The following is a 14,137-nucleotide window of genomic DNA, read 5'->3' as shown; positions in this document are numbered from 1 at the left end:
CCCCCGGGACGGTAGCACGGGCTCGCTCGGCTCGGACCCAATCAGCGAACGACGATGACCGTGGTCGGGGCCCGTCGAACCACGTTCTCGGCGACGTTCCCCAGTAACACCCGGGAGACGCCCTCCCGACCGTGGCTCCCGATGACGATCTCCGAGACGTCGTGCTCCTCTGCGTACGAGACGATCTCCCTGGCCGGCTTGCCGGCCACGGCCTCGATGCGGAACTCGACCGCTTCCGACTCCAACAGGGACCTGATATCCGCGGACAACTCCTTCGGCTCCTGCTCTCGGAACTCCTTCAGTCGGTCCTGGACGATGTCGAATCCCGCCTCGAGCATCCCGTCAGCTGCCTCGATAACTCGCAAGAGGACGACTTCGTCCTCTCCAATCTCGTTCGCGGCTCTGACCGCACGCTGGACCGCTTTCTGTGCCGGGTCGGACCCGTCGTAGGCCACGAGAACTGCCATACGAGTAGTCGACGCCGACCCGGAATAAATCCCTACTCAATAGTCGCTGCTATGGGCGACCGTACCGAACGGCGGTGGCGTCCGATTCCCGGCCGTTCGCTCGCCGGCTGTTCCGTGGCCCTGGCCTCACGGCGCCTCGCCGGCGCCCGCTCCGCTCGCGCGCGGGCCACTGACATCGTCCTCGGGGCTCTCGAACTCCGTCGTACACCAGTGACAGAAATCGAGGTCGGGGTCGGTCTCGCGGCCGCACGCGGGACACTGGAACGCGTCGGCGAACTGGTCGGAGCGGGCGGCGTTGCGCGCGCCCAGCCAGTACGCATCGAGTACGCTGAACGCGGTGACGGAGACCAGCGCCAGCGTCGCCTCGAACTCCAGGCCCTGCACCCCGGTGGCCAGGCCCTGGAGGAACGCGACGGGTTCCGTCGCTGGGACGCCCGGGGCGGGGACGACGACCATCACGGTCGCGGCCCAGAGCCCGAACCAGAGGACGGCACGGATCCACGACCGCAGGTAGGCGTGCCCCAGCCCCGGCTGGAGCGCGAGCATGGCCGCCAGCCACGGTCGCTTCCGGTCGTTCGGTGCCACTTCCGTCGCCGTAACCACTCCGAGGTAATAAACCCCGTGCAGGGCGTCTGACGGCGCGACGCCGCTACACGGTCACGAGCGGTCCCCTGTCGCCCGAACCGCTAGTGTAACGCGTCGACCACCCCCCGGAGTGTCGCGAGGTCGTACTGCCCCGGCGCGGTGGCGCGGGCGGGGTCGACCGGCGCGTAGCCGATGCGCGAGCCGTACACCGGCGCGACCGCGCGGGTGTGGCTCCCGGCCGCGCCCATCGCCATCGTCGCGACCGTCAGGCCGTCGCTGGCGGCCGCGCGCGTCGCGCCCAGCACCCGGAGCGCGTCGTCGAGGTCGGTCGCGGTGACTGCGAGCTTCGCCACGTCGCCGTGCTCGCTGGCGTCGTGGAGCAGGCGCGCCAGCTCGTCGCGCGGCGGCGTCCCCTCGAAATCGTGCGTGGAGACGACGACGCGCGCGTCGCATGAGTGGGCGTGCCTGACGGCTGCGGGGCCGTCCTCCGGGTCCACGGCGTCGGCGGGCGCGCCCTCGCCGGTGATGGCGGCCAGCTCCACGTCGATGGCCGCGACGGCGTCGTACTCGGCGGCCGCCCGGAGCGCCGCCAGCCGTCCCTCCTCGGCGGCCTCGCCACCCTCCCAGGTGGGGCGGTTGGTGGCGACGAGCGGCAGGTCGCCGTCGTACCGGTCCAGCGCCTCCAGCGGGTCGTCGGCCATGTCCATCCGGAACTCGACGGCGTCGGCGTGCTCGCGGGCAGCCGGTTCCTCACCGAGGTCCGCGGTGGCGGCCGCCAGCACGAACTCGTCGAACGAGAGGTCCATGCGGACTCCTGGCACGGGGGCGGGCGTATAGCCTGCGGTCGCGCGCTCGCGTCGACCTTCACACGGCCTCGTGGTGGGCCACGTAGCGCCGGTTCCCGCCAGCCGTGTCCTCGCAGGTGACCTCGGCCGTCTCGTACAGCCGGAGGTTCCGCTCCTGCTTCGTGACGACCGGGAAGTCGTAGTGTTCGGCATCGTACTGCAGCGTCTTCCCGTCGGCGCGGCGCTCGGCGACGAACTCGCGGTGCCGGTCGAGTCGCTCGCGGACGAGGTCCGCCGACAGGTCGGGGGCGTCGGCCACGCGCGCGTCGAACGCACCGACGAGGTCGGGGTCGCGCTCGATGCCCACCGAGGAGCGGCCCGCGACGAGCGCCGCGAGGCTCGTCGTCCCGGTGCCCCAGAACGGGTCGAGGACGGTGTCGCCGTAGACGGAGAACATCCGGACGAGCCGCAGCGGGAGGTCCAGCGGGAACGCGCCCGAGCGGTCGCGCGCCTCGGCAGCCTCGCCCGACAGCGCCTGGCGCTCGCCGGTGAACTCCCAGAGGTCCGAGAACCACGCGTTGCGCTCCTCCCAGAAGTAGGCCGCCGCGTCGCGCTGCCCGGGGTCGGGCTGGCGGAGCCCACCGTTCCGGAACACGAGGAGGTGCTCGTGTTCGAGCGTGACGTAGGCGTTCGGCGGGCGCATCCCGCTGCCCATGAACTTCGCGGCGCTGTTCGTCGGCTTGCGCCACAGTACGCCCGGGAGCGACTGGAAGCCGTGGCCCCGCAGTCGCCGGCTGATGGCCTCGTGGTTGGGGTACTGCCGGAACCGGTCGAGGGTGCGCGTGGCGGGTCCGACGTTCACCACGACGATGCCGCCCTCGCTGACGACGCGCGGGAGCTCTGTCCACACCTCGTCGAGCAGGTCGTGCATCAGTTCGAACGCGTGGTCGCCGTCGTTCGCGTCGAGCGCCTCCCCGATGCGCGGGTCCTGCGCAGTGAACGACTCGTCCCACATCTCCACCATCGGGTAGGGGGGCGAGGTGACGACGAGGTCGACCGCGTCGTCACCGAGGTCCGCCACGGCCTCGCGCGCGTCGGCGACGTGGACGACGTGCTCGGTCTGCACATGCGGGCGTCGGTGGCGGGGGACTAGACGCTTTCCCAACCGGGCCGCACCCTCCTGTCAGTCCAGTGGGCGCGCGCTGGCGGCTGTGCCGAAGGCCAACCGCCGGCGCCGTGCGAGGGCTTCGTAGCTGTCTCGGCTGCCGTGGTGCTCTGAGAGCACGAGGGGCTCGGGGATGCTACCGGTGACTGATAGAACTGTAGGTTAGATGGAAAATGACTGATATAATCTATATAGTTCTAGATTAGATGGGTTATGTTGGGGTCTGTTGGCTTATGCCATCGCCAGTCCCTGCTCGGCTTCGAGCAGTTCGTGGTACCGGTTGCGGATGGTGACCTCGGAGATGTCCGCGACCTCGCCGACTTCGCTCTGGGTCACCTTCTCGTTGGTCAGGAGCGAGGCGGCGTAGACGGCGGCCGCGGCCAGCCCGACCGGTGACTTCCCGGAGTGGATGCCGGCCTCCTTCGCGTTCGAGAGGAGTTCGCGGGCGCGAGCGGCGGCCTCCTCGCTCAGTTCGAGGTCGGAGGCGAACCGGGGCACGTAGCTCTCCGGGTCCGCGGGGGCGATCTCGAGGCCGAGTTCGCGTGCGACGTAGCGGTAGGTCCGGGCGATCTCGTCCTTCTCGACGCGGCAGACGCTGGCGACCTCGTCGAGGCTCCGCGGGACGCCGGCCTGTCGCGCCGCGGCGTAGAGGGCACTCGTCGAGACGCCCTCGATGGAGCGGCCGGGGAGCAGGTTCTCGTCGAGCGCGCGGCGGTAGATGACCGAGGCGGTCTCGCGGACGTTGTCCGGGAGGCCCAAGGCGCTAGCCATCCGGTCGATTTCCCCGAGGGCCTGCTTGAGGTTGCGCTCCTTGGAGTCGCGGGTGCGGAACCGCTCGTTCCACTTGCGCAGGCGCTGCATCTTCTGGCGCTGCTTGCTGGACAGGCTGTTGCCGTAGGCGTCCTTGTCGCGCCAGTCGATGTTGGTCGAGAGCCCCTTGTCGTGCATCATGTTGGTCGTCGGGGCACCGACGCGGCTCTTCTCGTCTTTCTCCTGGGCGTCGAACGCGCGCCACTCGGGGCCGCGGTCGATGTTGTCCTCGTCGACCACGAGGCCGCAGTCCTGGCAGACGACCTCCCCGTGCTCCGTGTCGTTCGCGATATCGCCGCCACACTCAGGACAGCCGTGTTTCTCGTCGCTCTCCTCGGCTTCCGTCTCGGTCGGGTCCCACTCGCGGGTGCTGATTCGTTCGCTCATTGGTTGATACGTTGCGACGGTCGAGCAGACGCCCGGCCGCCCTGTTGTCCCCAGTTACTACAAAAAACTCGTATTTAGTAGTGTCGAGTTAGTTCGGAATCTGTCATGACGCTGTCTTGTCTCGTCCGGAACGTGATTACCGACTGATTCCACAGGATGGTATATAGAACCGCAAAAAACGACATAGTACGCAGACTGGAACCATTCGATGGTAGCGAGCACCACCGTCGTCGAATCGTCACGCGCCGGTGTCAATCAGAATTACACGTTCCGTACGCCTGACTGAGGGGACAGTATTCCGACGGACGGTCAGTTCTGTCGGTCCGTTCCGTCAGTTCGGCCCGTCGGTATCGGTTTCGTCCCCGCCGTCGGCCTTGACCTCCGCGGACTCCTCGACGGCCGTGGTGAGCGAAACGTTGAGGAGGAGGGTCGAGCCGATGCCGCCGACCAGCGTGACGACGTTCTTCACGGCGTGGTCGACGATGGCGATGCCGAGCGCGGCACCGGCGCCGACCGGCGTAAGCCCGACGACGAGCAGCGTGAACGCCCCCTCGTACAGGCCGACACCGCCCGGCGACAGCGGGAGCACCTTCGCGAGGTTCCCGACGCTGACGGCGAAGAAGCCGACCGCCACGACCAGCGCCGGCTGGCTGGCCACGAGCCCGGGCTCGAACGCCGCGAACACCGCCAGCGCCGTCACCACGTCCAGCGACCAGATGACGACGCTGCTCGCGCCCACCCGGGCGAACGCCGCCCGGTCTCCGGCGACCTGCTGTACGTCGCCGACGAACTGCTCGATGACGCTCGCCACCCAGTCGGCGTACGAGTCCGTGCTCACCGCGCGGACCGCCTGCCGGACGAGGTTCCGGTCGGACCGCGCGGAGAGGACGATGGCGAGTACGGCGAGGATGGCCGCGGCGCCGACCCCCGCCGCGACGAGCAGCGCGGTCCGGCCGCTCTGGGAGACATCGCCGGCCGTCGCGCTCGTCGGGTCCAGCCCCGCCAGTGCGAACGCGACGAGGACCGTCCCGGCCAGTCCCGCGATGGTCAGCAGGTCGAACACCCGCTCGACCGCCAGCGAGGCGAACCCCGTCGGGTACGGCACCGACCGGCGTGTCTTCACCACGTACGCCCGTACGGCATCGCCCGCCCGCGCGGGGAACACGAGGTTCCCGGTCTGCGAGATGAACACCGCGCCGGTGAGGAAGCCGACGCTCTCGCGATAGCCGAGTTCGTCCAGGATATCGCGATAGCGCGCCCCCCGGAGCGGCCACGACAGCGCGTAGACGACGGCCGCGACCCCCACCAGTTGCGGGTCGGCCTCGGAGATCCGCTGCAGGACCGTCGACGGGTCGAGGTAGACGGTCATCAGCGCAATCGCCACCAGCACCAGCAGCGTCCCGACGGCCACCGTGACCCGCCGAGTCACCCGCGGCGCGACCGCGAACTCCCACCAGACCCGGAGAATCTGACTCCCCATTCCGAACACGTCGCGCACGAGGTCGACCTTGGTGTCACCCTTCGGCGTCCAGTCCACCGGGAACTCCTTGACGCGGTAGCCGCCCCGCTGGGCCCGCACCAGCACCTCCGTGTCCCAGAACCAGTGGTCGTCCTCTACGTCGTCCAGCAGGTCGAACAGCGCCGCGCGGTCGAACGCCTTGAACCCGCACTGGTGGTCGTAGAGGTCCGACCGGAGGAAGAGGCGGACGAGGGAGTTGAACCCGGTGGAGGCGACCCCGCGCTCGGGCTCGCGGTCCTGCTTCTCGCCGGGCATCCGCCGCGAGCCCGTGGCCACGTCGTACCCCTCGGAGCGGATGCTCTCGACCAGCTCTTCGAGGTGGCGCATGTCCGTCGCCAGGTCCGTATCGAAGTAGACCAGCGTCTCGCCGTCCGCGGCGCGGAAGGCTCGCTCGAGCGCCCCGCCACGACCCAGCCGCTCGTCGCTGTGGAAGTGTCGGACGCGGCTGTCCGACTCGGCCATCCGCGAGGCGATGTCGGGCGTACGGTCCTCGCAGCCGTCCTCGGCCACGATGACCTCGAACGTGTTCGCCGGGAGGAACGAGGCGAGCGTCTCCAGGGTCGTCTCGACGGTGTGCTCGATCGTATCCTCCTCGTTGTACGCGGGGAGGACGACGCTCACCTCGACACTCATTGCTCGTGGGTTTGTGTGGCGCCGTAAGAGCTTTCCTCTCCGTGGCATCCCTTAGCTCGGTCCTAACAGTTCCGGGCGGCCGTTTCGGGCCGTTCCGCGCTTCCGCCGACTCCTGCCCAACGCCCCAGCTGAACGGGTCAGTCGGCCGACTCCGGCTCGGTGGCGTCGAGGAACCGCGTCAGGTCGACCTCCTCCGAACTCGACACCTCGTTCGTCGCCGCGTACGGCCGGTTGACGACGATGTCCCCCGCGCGCTGCGTCCCGATGCCCGGAATCGCGGTCAGTTCGTCCATCGACGCGCTGTTCACGTCCAGCGGGTGCGGCACGCCCGTCACAGACCGGTAACCGTGGTCCGTGATGGCCACGTCCAGCGTCCGCCCGAGTTCGCGCTCGCCCGGAATCGCCACCAGCAGCGGGTACGTCCCCAGCTGCCGGCCGAACGTCCGCCCGTCCTGATGGTACTCGAGGTGAACGTCCGGCAGGACCGTCCCCGGCGGCGCGACGCGCTGGAGCATCGGGTTGTCGACCGTCTCGCGGATCTCCGACTTGTACTCCTGGAACTGCTCCTTGTGTGCGTGCGCGACCGACGCGCCCGTCTCGGCCATCTCGGTGCCCTCGAACGCCATCACCTGCCGGATGTTCACCCGCCGGAGCATCAGGCCCGCGTCCATCACGCGCTGGAGGAACCGTTTGTTGTGCTCGTACGTCTCCATCCGCTCGCCCTTCAGCCCGTGGAGCAGGTTGATACCCGGCAGGAGTTTGGGGAGCCGACGCGCGGCGTCGGGGCCGTGATTCGGCGCGGAGTCGCGGTCGCCGCCCGGTCGCCAGCCCGCCGCCTCGTTGACGATGCGGACCGCCTCGAAACACTCCTCGGCGGTCACGTTCAGGTTGTTCTCCTCCTGGACGAGCGGGTCGGCCGATTCGAGGCCGAACGCGGCCGTGTCGCCGGGCGTGTTGTGCTCGGCGATGACCTCGATGCCCGCGCGGGCCTTGTCGGGCCACTCGACGACCGTGATGGGGTTCATGTTGTCGAGGTGGAGCGTGTCGAGGTCGGGCGCGACCTCGCGGATGCCGCCGTACAGCTCCCGCAGCGCCTCCGGGTTCGGTTTCTCCCCGTCGCCGCCGTACGCGAGGATGTCGGCCTGCCGGCCCAGTCGGAAGTCCGTGATGCCGTGCTCGTAGAGTGCCTCGACCTCGCCGGTCACGGTGTCGACGGTTCGGAACGAGGGGTCGCCGTACATCGGCTCCGTGCAGAACGAACAGCGGTACGGGCACCCGCGGGAGGTCTCCAGTTCGGCGATGATGTAGTCCGGGTGGTTGGGATGTTGCTCGACGACGAACGCGCCCTGCCGGGCCCACCGGCCGATCTCCTCGTTCGAGCGGTAGCGGTTCTCGAACCCCTCCAGTCCGTTGTGTGCGAGGTCGTAAGCGGCCGCCTCCACGTCGGCCATCGCGAGGAAGTCGAAGTCGAGGTCGTCGCGGGCGGTCTCGGTGGCGCCCTCGTTGGCCTCGCCGACACCGAAGCGGACGGGGCCGCCGATGAGACTCGTCCCCTCGGCGTTCCAGGCGAGTTCGCGCACCTCGTCCGGCTCGGCGGGCGTGCCGCCCACGTACTTGCCGGGGACGGTCATCCCACCGATGTAGATCATCAGGTCGGCGTCGACCACGTCGTGCCAGCGCTCGCGCTCCGCTCGGAGCGCGTCGATGGTGTGGTAGGTGATGTTCTCGCGGTCGACCCCGGCGTCGACCAGCGCGCCCGCAGTGTACCGCGGATACGTCGAGATGTAGGGGGGCACGCCGAAGTGGGCCGGCTCGTCGACGTAGCCGTCCACCAGCGTCACGTCGAGGTCGGCGGGGTCCTTCATTGGAGGGACGTATCGTGCGGAGAGACAAGAGCGTGACTACCCGGAGTGTCGCCCTGACGGGACCCGTCGTGCTGTGGGCGGTTCCAGTATGCCGATGCACTGCTCGACAGGGACTGCTCGACAGGGCGTACTGAACGGACAGCGCGGGCACGGGGTGGACCTACAGCGCGACCATCAGATGTTCGGAACTTTGCCACCGTGCCCGACAATATAGAAATATTGTGGGTTTTGAAATAGTGACAACTACCAGCTGAATTGTCGTTGGATTTCCCCATCAACGGTGATTGTATTCGAGCCCGAGATTTCGACGACGTGGCCCGGGGTTTCGAACTGCAGCTGCCACGAATTGCTCTTGTGCTCGACGAGGCTCTGTATCCCCTCCGTCGAGACGTGGTCTTCGATCGCTACATCCAGCTCCGTCGGGGCTGTATCCTCCCTATCGGCAATTGCCAGGACGAGCTGTTCAACGAGCGTGTTATCCATACGCAAATTTTTCTCACCCGACACATGAAATTTCGGATACAATATGCAGAATCATCGGCGCACGATACCGGCGGTGAACGGACTCCGGCTGTCTTTCACGCCGAAACTTGGCAGATTCCAACCGCAGTTGCGGCGATTCTCCTGCTCGTGATCCGGAATCTGCACGGTGAGTGGCTCGGTCGCGCTCTCGTCTGGCCCCGTGAAGTACGGCTGTCTCCCAGAGCGCGGTCGTTTTGTCGTTCGACCCGCTACACTCGGACATGACACTCACGGCCGGCGTCCTCGCGGTGCAGGGGGACGTCTCCGAACACGCCGAGGCCATCGAGCGGGCCGCGGCCGCCCACGGCGAGGACGCGGTCGTCCACGAGATCCGGCACGCCGGCACGGTTCCCGAGTGCGACGTGCTCCTCATGCCCGGCGGGGAGTCGACGACCATCTCGAAGACCATCGCCGAGGAGGGCATCGACGAGGAGATAATCGCCCACGTCGCGGCCGGCAAGCCAGTTCTCGCGACGTGCGCGGGCCTCATCGTCGCCAGCCGCGACGCCGGCGACGAGCGCGTCCCCACGCTCGACCTCTTGGACGTGACCGTCGAGCGCAACGCCTTCGGCCGCCAGCGCGACTCCTTCCAGGCACCGCTGGACGTGGCGGGCCTCGATGCACCGTTCCCGGCTGTCTTCATCCGTGCCCCCGTCATCGCGGACGTGGGTGACGGTGTCGACGTGCTCGCCTCGTGGGACGGCCGTCCGGTCGCCGTGCGCGACGGCCCCGTCGTCGGCACCTCGTTCCACCCCGAACTGACCGAGGACTCGCGCATCCACGACCTCGCGTTCTTCGAGGGGACGCCCGCCGAGCGCGACGCGGCCGCGGCCGACGACTGAGCGCCCCGGCGCTGGCCGCCACGCCACCGCCCGCCGGCGACCACGACGAGATAGCCTTTTCCGCGACGCCCGCCTCGTCACGGTATGAACACGGACGTCTCCGGCGACGGCGACGAGGCGGACGCCGACGCCGACGTGACCGAGGGGCTCCCCGCACGCATCGACTCGGTGCGGGTCGCGGGCACCCCCAACGGCCCGGTTCCGGTCGTCCTCATCGCGGTCGAGGAGGATGGAGTCGACAGCGCGGGCGGCCCGGAGGACCCGCTCGAGGGCGAGGTGCTCCCCATCTTCATCGGCTTCGAGGAGGCCCGCAGCATCGTCCGCGGCATGGAGGCCGAGGACATCGGCCGGCCGATGACTCACGACCTCACCCTGGACATCGTCGAGGAGCTGGGCGGCCGGGTCGACCGCGTGGCCGTCTCCGCACTGGAGGAGGGCACCTTCTTCGCGACGCTGTGGCTCAACACGCCCCGCGACGACGTGACCGTCGATGCCCGCCCGAGCGACTCGCTGGCGCTGGCCGCCCGGACGAACGCGCCGCTGCTGGTGGCCCGCCCGGTCTGGGAGGACGCCGCCGAGGACGCCGACCGCTTCGCCGAACTCGACGACATCCGCGAGGTGTTCGAGGATGACGAGTGAGGGCGCCGGAGACCCGCTCGCGGCTGACGGCGGTGCGGCCGAGACGGACGAGATACTGGACGAGCTGTTCGCCGTCATCGAGTCCCGGAAGGAGGAGCTCCCGGAAGGGTCGTACACGGCCTCGCTGTTCACCCACGAGAAAGGCGAGAACGCGGTGCTGGAGAAGCTGGGGGAGGAGACGACCGAGCTCCTGCTCGCCGCGAAGGACGACGACCACGAGGAGCTGGCCCACGAGGCCGCCGACCTGGTCTACCACCTGCTGGTGCTGCTCGCGATGAAGGACATGGACGTGGCCGACCTGCGCGCGGAGCTGGCCGAGCGGCGGTAGCCGGTCGTTGTCGGCCGGTCAGCCCTCGACCGGCTCGAACTGGTACCGGACCACGGTACTCGAATCGTCCCACTCGAAGTTGCCCCCGTGAACGCGCTCCATCCGCTGCTTGTACGCCTCCAGCGAGTCCGAGCCCTCGCGCCGGGCGTCCTCGTCGGTCATGTCGCCGAGCGTTCGGTCGTCGACGCTCGTCACCTCGAACGAGGTGCCGTCGATGACGAACCGGTCGCCCTCGTCGGCGTAGTGGTTGCTCGCGCCGCGGTGTATCTGGGTCACCTCGCCCTGGAGCGCCAGCTGCTGGACGTGGTCGTTCGGCAGGAGGTCGCCCGCGTCGATGTCGGCCTCGGTCGACTCGCTCATGGGACGGTGTACGGGCCGCTGCATGAAAAACCCGGAGCCCGCGGCAGTCCGTCGTCCGCGTCGCGCCACCGCGGACGGCCGTCTCAGTCTGCCACCGCCGCGCCGACCGCGCCGCCGATGGCCGAGTCGATGGCGAGAACGAGCGCGACGACGACACCGACGACGAGCGCGCCGGCCCCGCCGAGGAAACCGATGCCGCCGCCGAGCAGGACCTCGGCGATGAACCCGAGAGCGACGGCGGCGAACACCGCGAGCAGGATGCCGCCGAGCGCCCCCGCGACGAGTCCGTTCCACGCGCCGTTCACGAGGTCGCCTCCCGCGACGTAGCCCGTCAGGAACCCGCCGAGGAGACCGACGGCGACGTGGCCGATACCCGGCGCGAGGAAGGCGAAGAATCCCAGTACGACGTGCGCGAGGAACCCGAGCCCGACCGCCTGCCAGTCGACCATGTCGACCCTGGGACGGTCGACGGCAAATCCCTTCGGGCCTGCCCCGGCCGCCGTTTGTGGGTGTGTCCCGTCGGCCCGACAGGTACTCGTGGCACACCCGCCTACGCGACGCCAGTGACCCGAATCGCCCACGACTACCACACCCATTCGACGTACTCGGACGGGAGCTTCCTCTGGTCGATGGTCGGCGCGGCCGCCGACGCCGGGCTGGAGGGAATCGGCATCACCGACCACTGCAACGTCTCGGAGGCGTCCGAGGATGCCCGGCGCAAGAAGGTGATGGGGTTCAACCTCGACGCCACCTACGAGCGCCGGCGCGAGGGGATCGACGCCATCCGCGACCGGTTCGACATCGACGTGTACGACGCGGTGGAGATGGACTACGAGCCCGAGGACGAGGCGGCCATCCGGGAGTTCCTCGATGCGGCCGACTTCGACTACGCCATCGGGAGCGTCCACTACCTCGACGGCGTGAACGTCCACTTCGGCTCCTACTACGCCGACATGCCCCGCGAGGAGCGCCGGGAGCTGGTGGACCGCTACTTCGAGAAGCTCGTCGCGCTCGTCGACTCGGAGCTGTTCGACATCGCGGCCCACCCGGACCTGTTCGAGCGGACCGCGGAGTTCCGCGGCCTCGCGAGCGACGACCACTATCACCAGGTTGCCGAGGCGTTCCGGGCCTCGCGGACGGTCCCGGAACTCAACGCCGGCCGCGCGCTGGACGACTACGGCGAGTTCCACCCCGCACCCCGGTTCGTCGAGGTCCTGCTGGAGCACGACGTGGCGTTCACGGTCGGCACGGACTCGCACGAACCGGAGGCCATCGGCCCCCGCGTCGAGGCCATCGCCGAGCAGTTCGAGCGGTACGGTATCGAACCGGTCGAGATCGCCTGACTCGCCGTTCCGCGTACGCCTCCTGACAGCACGCTACCGGAAACGGCTTTCGTGCCGAGGGACGACTCTCCGGTATGAACCTCCACTCTGGACTCTCGGAGGCCCTCCTCCAGATGGGCGGGAGCGGCATCGACGTCAACGTCGGCGCCAACCCCGTCGGCAACGTCGTCGGGAGCGCCATCGGCGCGTTCGTCACGACGCTCGTCGTCGGCGCCATCCTCGTCGCCGTCGCACCAGCCTACGTCGAGCGGATGATGGACACGGTCGTCGACGAGCCCGTCGGCTCGTTCGTCTACGGTCTCGTCTGCCTCGTCGGCGCCCTCCTCGTCGTTCTCGTCCTGTTCATCACCATCATCGGTATCCTCATCGCCATCCCCTTCGCCATCGTGGTCGGCATCGCCTGGGCGGTCGGCGCGGCCATCGCCTACCTCGTCATCGCCGAACGGCTCGTCGGACGCGAGGGCGACGCGTGGGGGAAACCACTGCTCGTCGCCGCCGCGCTCAACGGTGCTCTCACGCTCACCGGCATCGGCGGCCTCGTCGCCTTCGGCATCGGGGCGGCCGGGTTCGGGGCGGTGCTGAAGGACCGCCTCGGGTGACCGACGCGCGTCGAAGCTACGTGGTCAGCACGGTATTTTGACTGAATAAAACGGAGATAACTGGGTTAGTTCGGAGTCTCCTGGCGAAATGAGGGAGTTTTGCGTAGATTTCGGAGGGTGCGCTACAACACTTGCTTCTGACAGCTCCCGCACAGGGTCTGTTCCTTGATATCGACCTCGCGGACGGTGGGTGAGAAGTTCATCACGCAGCGCTTGTTGTCGCAGTGCTCCAGGCCGAGGGTGTGGCCGATCTCGTGGATGACCTCCTTGCGGACGCGGTCGGCGAATATCTCGGAGGCCGGCTTGTTCGAGAAGCCCCCGTCAGTGGAGGTCTGGAGCCGGTAGGTGGAGATGACCGAGCCGTTGCCCGAGAGGTACGCCAGGCCGAAGACGTAGTTCCGGCGGCGGTAGTACAGGTCGTGCCCAGTGATGGCGATGTTCTTGGTCCCGTTGCCGATGCGGGAGGCCAGCTCGATGAACTCCTCGGCCCGGTACTGCTGGCGACCGGGGTCGTACGCGCCGTCGGGCACGTCCTGCCCGTCGTGCAGGGTCACCTCGCAGTCGTACACGGAGCGGAGTCCGGAGGAGGCCTCCCGCTTGACGACTGCAGGGACATCGCCCACCGGCACGATGTCGACATGCATAGCTGCCGATTAGGTAGGGCGGAGTATAAACATCCCGCCCCCGTTCGCGTCCTGAGAACGGCCGACCCGAGCGGCGTGGCCGGGGTATCTCGCGTCGCCGGAGCCCGTTCCGCGGTGGTCGTCCGGTTCGGCGCGGTCGGGTCGCAACGCTGAAGTTCGCACCAGCGCCTATCCCTGGCCGTGACCCGGGGACTCGCCGCCCGACTCGCGACACACGACCGACTGGTCGAGGTCGGCATCGGCAATCGGCCGGACGTAGCCCGCGACCTCGCACAGCGCGGCTGTGCCGTGACCGCGACCGACATCCACGAACGGCCGGTCCCCGACGGCGTCGCGTTCGTCCGGGACGACGTGACCGACCCCGATTCGGCTGTCTACGGGGACGCGGACGCCGTCTACGCGCTCCGGTGCCCGCCGGAACTCCAGCGGCCCGCCCACGAGGCCGCACGCCGGGCCGACGCCGCGTTCTACTTCACCACGCTGGGCGCCGACCCGGCTGTCGTCCCGGCGACGCCGACGACACTCGACGAGGGGACGCTCTTCCGGGCGACCGACACGCCGGGCAGGGGGCAAGCTGCGGGTGCCGGGGGGCGGACGCCTCGCGACGTGCGGTCCCGGAACGGAGGTGAGTCGCCGTGAGCGGT

General features: G+C 68.8%; 17 protein-coding genes. 6 read left to right on the top strand and 11 right to left on the bottom strand.

Features of this window, described 5'->3' with window-relative positions; genetic code table 11:
- Positions 1-41: 41 nt before the first annotated feature.
- From NL115_RS03895 to NL115_RS03860, 8 genes are all read right to left on the bottom strand, one after another.
- Positions 42-467 carry a universal stress protein gene (locus NL115_RS03895; RefSeq protein ID WP_254823453.1) on the bottom strand — a complete coding sequence of 142 codons (426 nt, stop codon included), beginning with the start codon at positions 465-467 and terminating at the stop codon, positions 42-44.
- A gap of 126 nt (positions 468-593) precedes the next feature.
- Positions 594-1,052 carry a zinc ribbon domain-containing protein gene (locus NL115_RS03890; RefSeq protein ID WP_254831897.1) on the bottom strand — a complete coding sequence of 153 codons (459 nt, stop codon included), beginning with the start codon at positions 1,050-1,052 and terminating at the stop codon, positions 594-596.
- 101 nt (positions 1,053-1,153) lie between these two features.
- Complete coding sequence (locus tag NL115_RS03885) at positions 1,154-1,858, bottom strand: type I 3-dehydroquinate dehydratase (protein WP_254831896.1); 705 nt, start codon at positions 1,856-1,858, stop codon at positions 1,154-1,156.
- A gap of 58 nt (positions 1,859-1,916) precedes the next feature.
- A complete protein-coding gene (locus NL115_RS03880) occupies positions 1,917-2,963 on the bottom strand; it encodes a DNA-methyltransferase (RefSeq protein ID WP_254831895.1) in 1,047 nt (348 codons plus the stop codon).
- 270 nt (positions 2,964-3,233) lie between these two features.
- Positions 3,234-4,199 carry a transcription initiation factor IIB gene (locus NL115_RS03875; RefSeq protein WP_254831894.1) on the bottom strand — a complete coding sequence of 322 codons (966 nt, stop codon included), beginning with the start codon at positions 4,197-4,199 and terminating at the stop codon, positions 3,234-3,236.
- A gap of 331 nt (positions 4,200-4,530) precedes the next feature.
- On the bottom strand, positions 4,531-6,351 hold the full coding sequence (locus NL115_RS03870) for a flippase-like domain-containing protein (protein WP_254831893.1): 1,821 nt from the start codon (positions 6,349-6,351) through the stop codon (positions 4,531-4,533).
- Between the two features lie 137 nt (positions 6,352-6,488).
- Positions 6,489-8,216 carry a radical SAM protein gene (locus tag NL115_RS03865; protein ID WP_254831892.1) on the bottom strand — a complete coding sequence of 576 codons (1,728 nt, stop codon included), beginning with the start codon at positions 8,214-8,216 and terminating at the stop codon, positions 6,489-6,491.
- Between the two features lie 243 nt (positions 8,217-8,459).
- A complete protein-coding gene (locus NL115_RS03860) occupies positions 8,460-8,699 on the bottom strand; it encodes a HalOD1 output domain-containing protein (RefSeq protein ID WP_254831891.1) in 240 nt (79 codons plus the stop codon).
- Between the two features lie 260 nt (positions 8,700-8,959).
- Between NL115_RS03860 and pdxT the strand changes: the two genes are divergently transcribed.
- The 3 genes from pdxT to hisE all read left to right on the top strand — a co-directional run bounded on the left by pdxT (position 8,960) and on the right by hisE (position 10,547).
- Complete coding sequence (pdxT, locus tag NL115_RS03855; RefSeq protein ID WP_254831890.1) at positions 8,960-9,580, top strand: pyridoxal 5'-phosphate synthase glutaminase subunit PdxT; 621 nt, start codon at positions 8,960-8,962, stop codon at positions 9,578-9,580.
- A gap of 84 nt (positions 9,581-9,664) precedes the next feature.
- Positions 9,665-10,219 carry a bifunctional nuclease family protein gene (locus NL115_RS03850; RefSeq protein ID WP_254831888.1) on the top strand — a complete coding sequence of 185 codons (555 nt, stop codon included), beginning with the start codon at positions 9,665-9,667 and terminating at the stop codon, positions 10,217-10,219.
- On the top strand, positions 10,209-10,547 hold the full coding sequence (gene hisE / locus NL115_RS03845) for a phosphoribosyl-ATP diphosphatase (RefSeq protein ID WP_254831887.1): 339 nt from the start codon (positions 10,209-10,211) through the stop codon (positions 10,545-10,547). The genes NL115_RS03850 and hisE overlap by 11 nt, the downstream gene beginning before the upstream one ends.
- 18 nt (positions 10,548-10,565) lie before the next feature.
- Here the strand turns inward: hisE and NL115_RS03840 are convergent, their stop codons facing one another.
- Positions 10,566-10,907, bottom strand: coding sequence for an ASCH domain-containing protein (locus NL115_RS03840; protein WP_254831886.1), 342 nt, complete (start codon positions 10,905-10,907; stop codon positions 10,566-10,568).
- 83 nt (positions 10,908-10,990) lie between these two features.
- Positions 10,991-11,356 carry a DUF5518 domain-containing protein gene (locus tag NL115_RS03835; RefSeq protein WP_254831885.1) on the bottom strand — a complete coding sequence of 122 codons (366 nt, stop codon included), beginning with the start codon at positions 11,354-11,356 and terminating at the stop codon, positions 10,991-10,993.
- A 114-nt stretch (positions 11,357-11,470) separates the two neighbouring features.
- Here NL115_RS03835 and NL115_RS03830 point away from each other — a divergent pair, with 114 nt between their 5' ends.
- The gene (locus NL115_RS03830) at positions 11,471-12,250 is read left to right on the top strand and encodes a PHP domain-containing protein (protein ID WP_254831884.1); all 780 of its coding nucleotides are present in this window, start codon (positions 11,471-11,473) and stop codon (positions 12,248-12,250) included.
- Between the two features lie 74 nt (positions 12,251-12,324).
- Positions 12,325-12,849 (top strand): DUF8173 domain-containing protein, encoded by a 525-nt coding sequence (locus NL115_RS03825; RefSeq protein WP_254831883.1) that lies wholly within the window; start codon positions 12,325-12,327, stop codon positions 12,847-12,849.
- 122 nt (positions 12,850-12,971) lie between these two features.
- Here NL115_RS03825 and NL115_RS03820 read toward each other — a convergent pair whose 3' ends face one another.
- Positions 12,972-13,493 (bottom strand): archaemetzincin family Zn-dependent metalloprotease, encoded by a 522-nt coding sequence (locus NL115_RS03820; protein WP_254823435.1) that lies wholly within the window; start codon positions 13,491-13,493, stop codon positions 12,972-12,974.
- A gap of 180 nt (positions 13,494-13,673) precedes the next feature.
- Here NL115_RS03820 and NL115_RS03815 point away from each other — a divergent pair, with 180 nt between their 5' ends.
- Positions 13,674-14,132 carry a UPF0146 family protein gene (locus NL115_RS03815; RefSeq protein ID WP_350355284.1) on the top strand — a complete coding sequence of 153 codons (459 nt, stop codon included), beginning with the start codon at positions 13,674-13,676 and terminating at the stop codon, positions 14,130-14,132.
- The last annotated feature ends 5 nt before the right edge of the window (positions 14,133-14,137 follow it).

It is taken from the genome of Haloglomus salinum, from assembly GCF_024298825.1.
Classification (GTDB): domain Archaea; phylum Halobacteriota; class Halobacteria; order Halobacteriales; family Haloarculaceae; genus Haloglomus; species Haloglomus salinum.
This window is presented reverse-complemented; position numbering and strand designations above follow the sequence as displayed.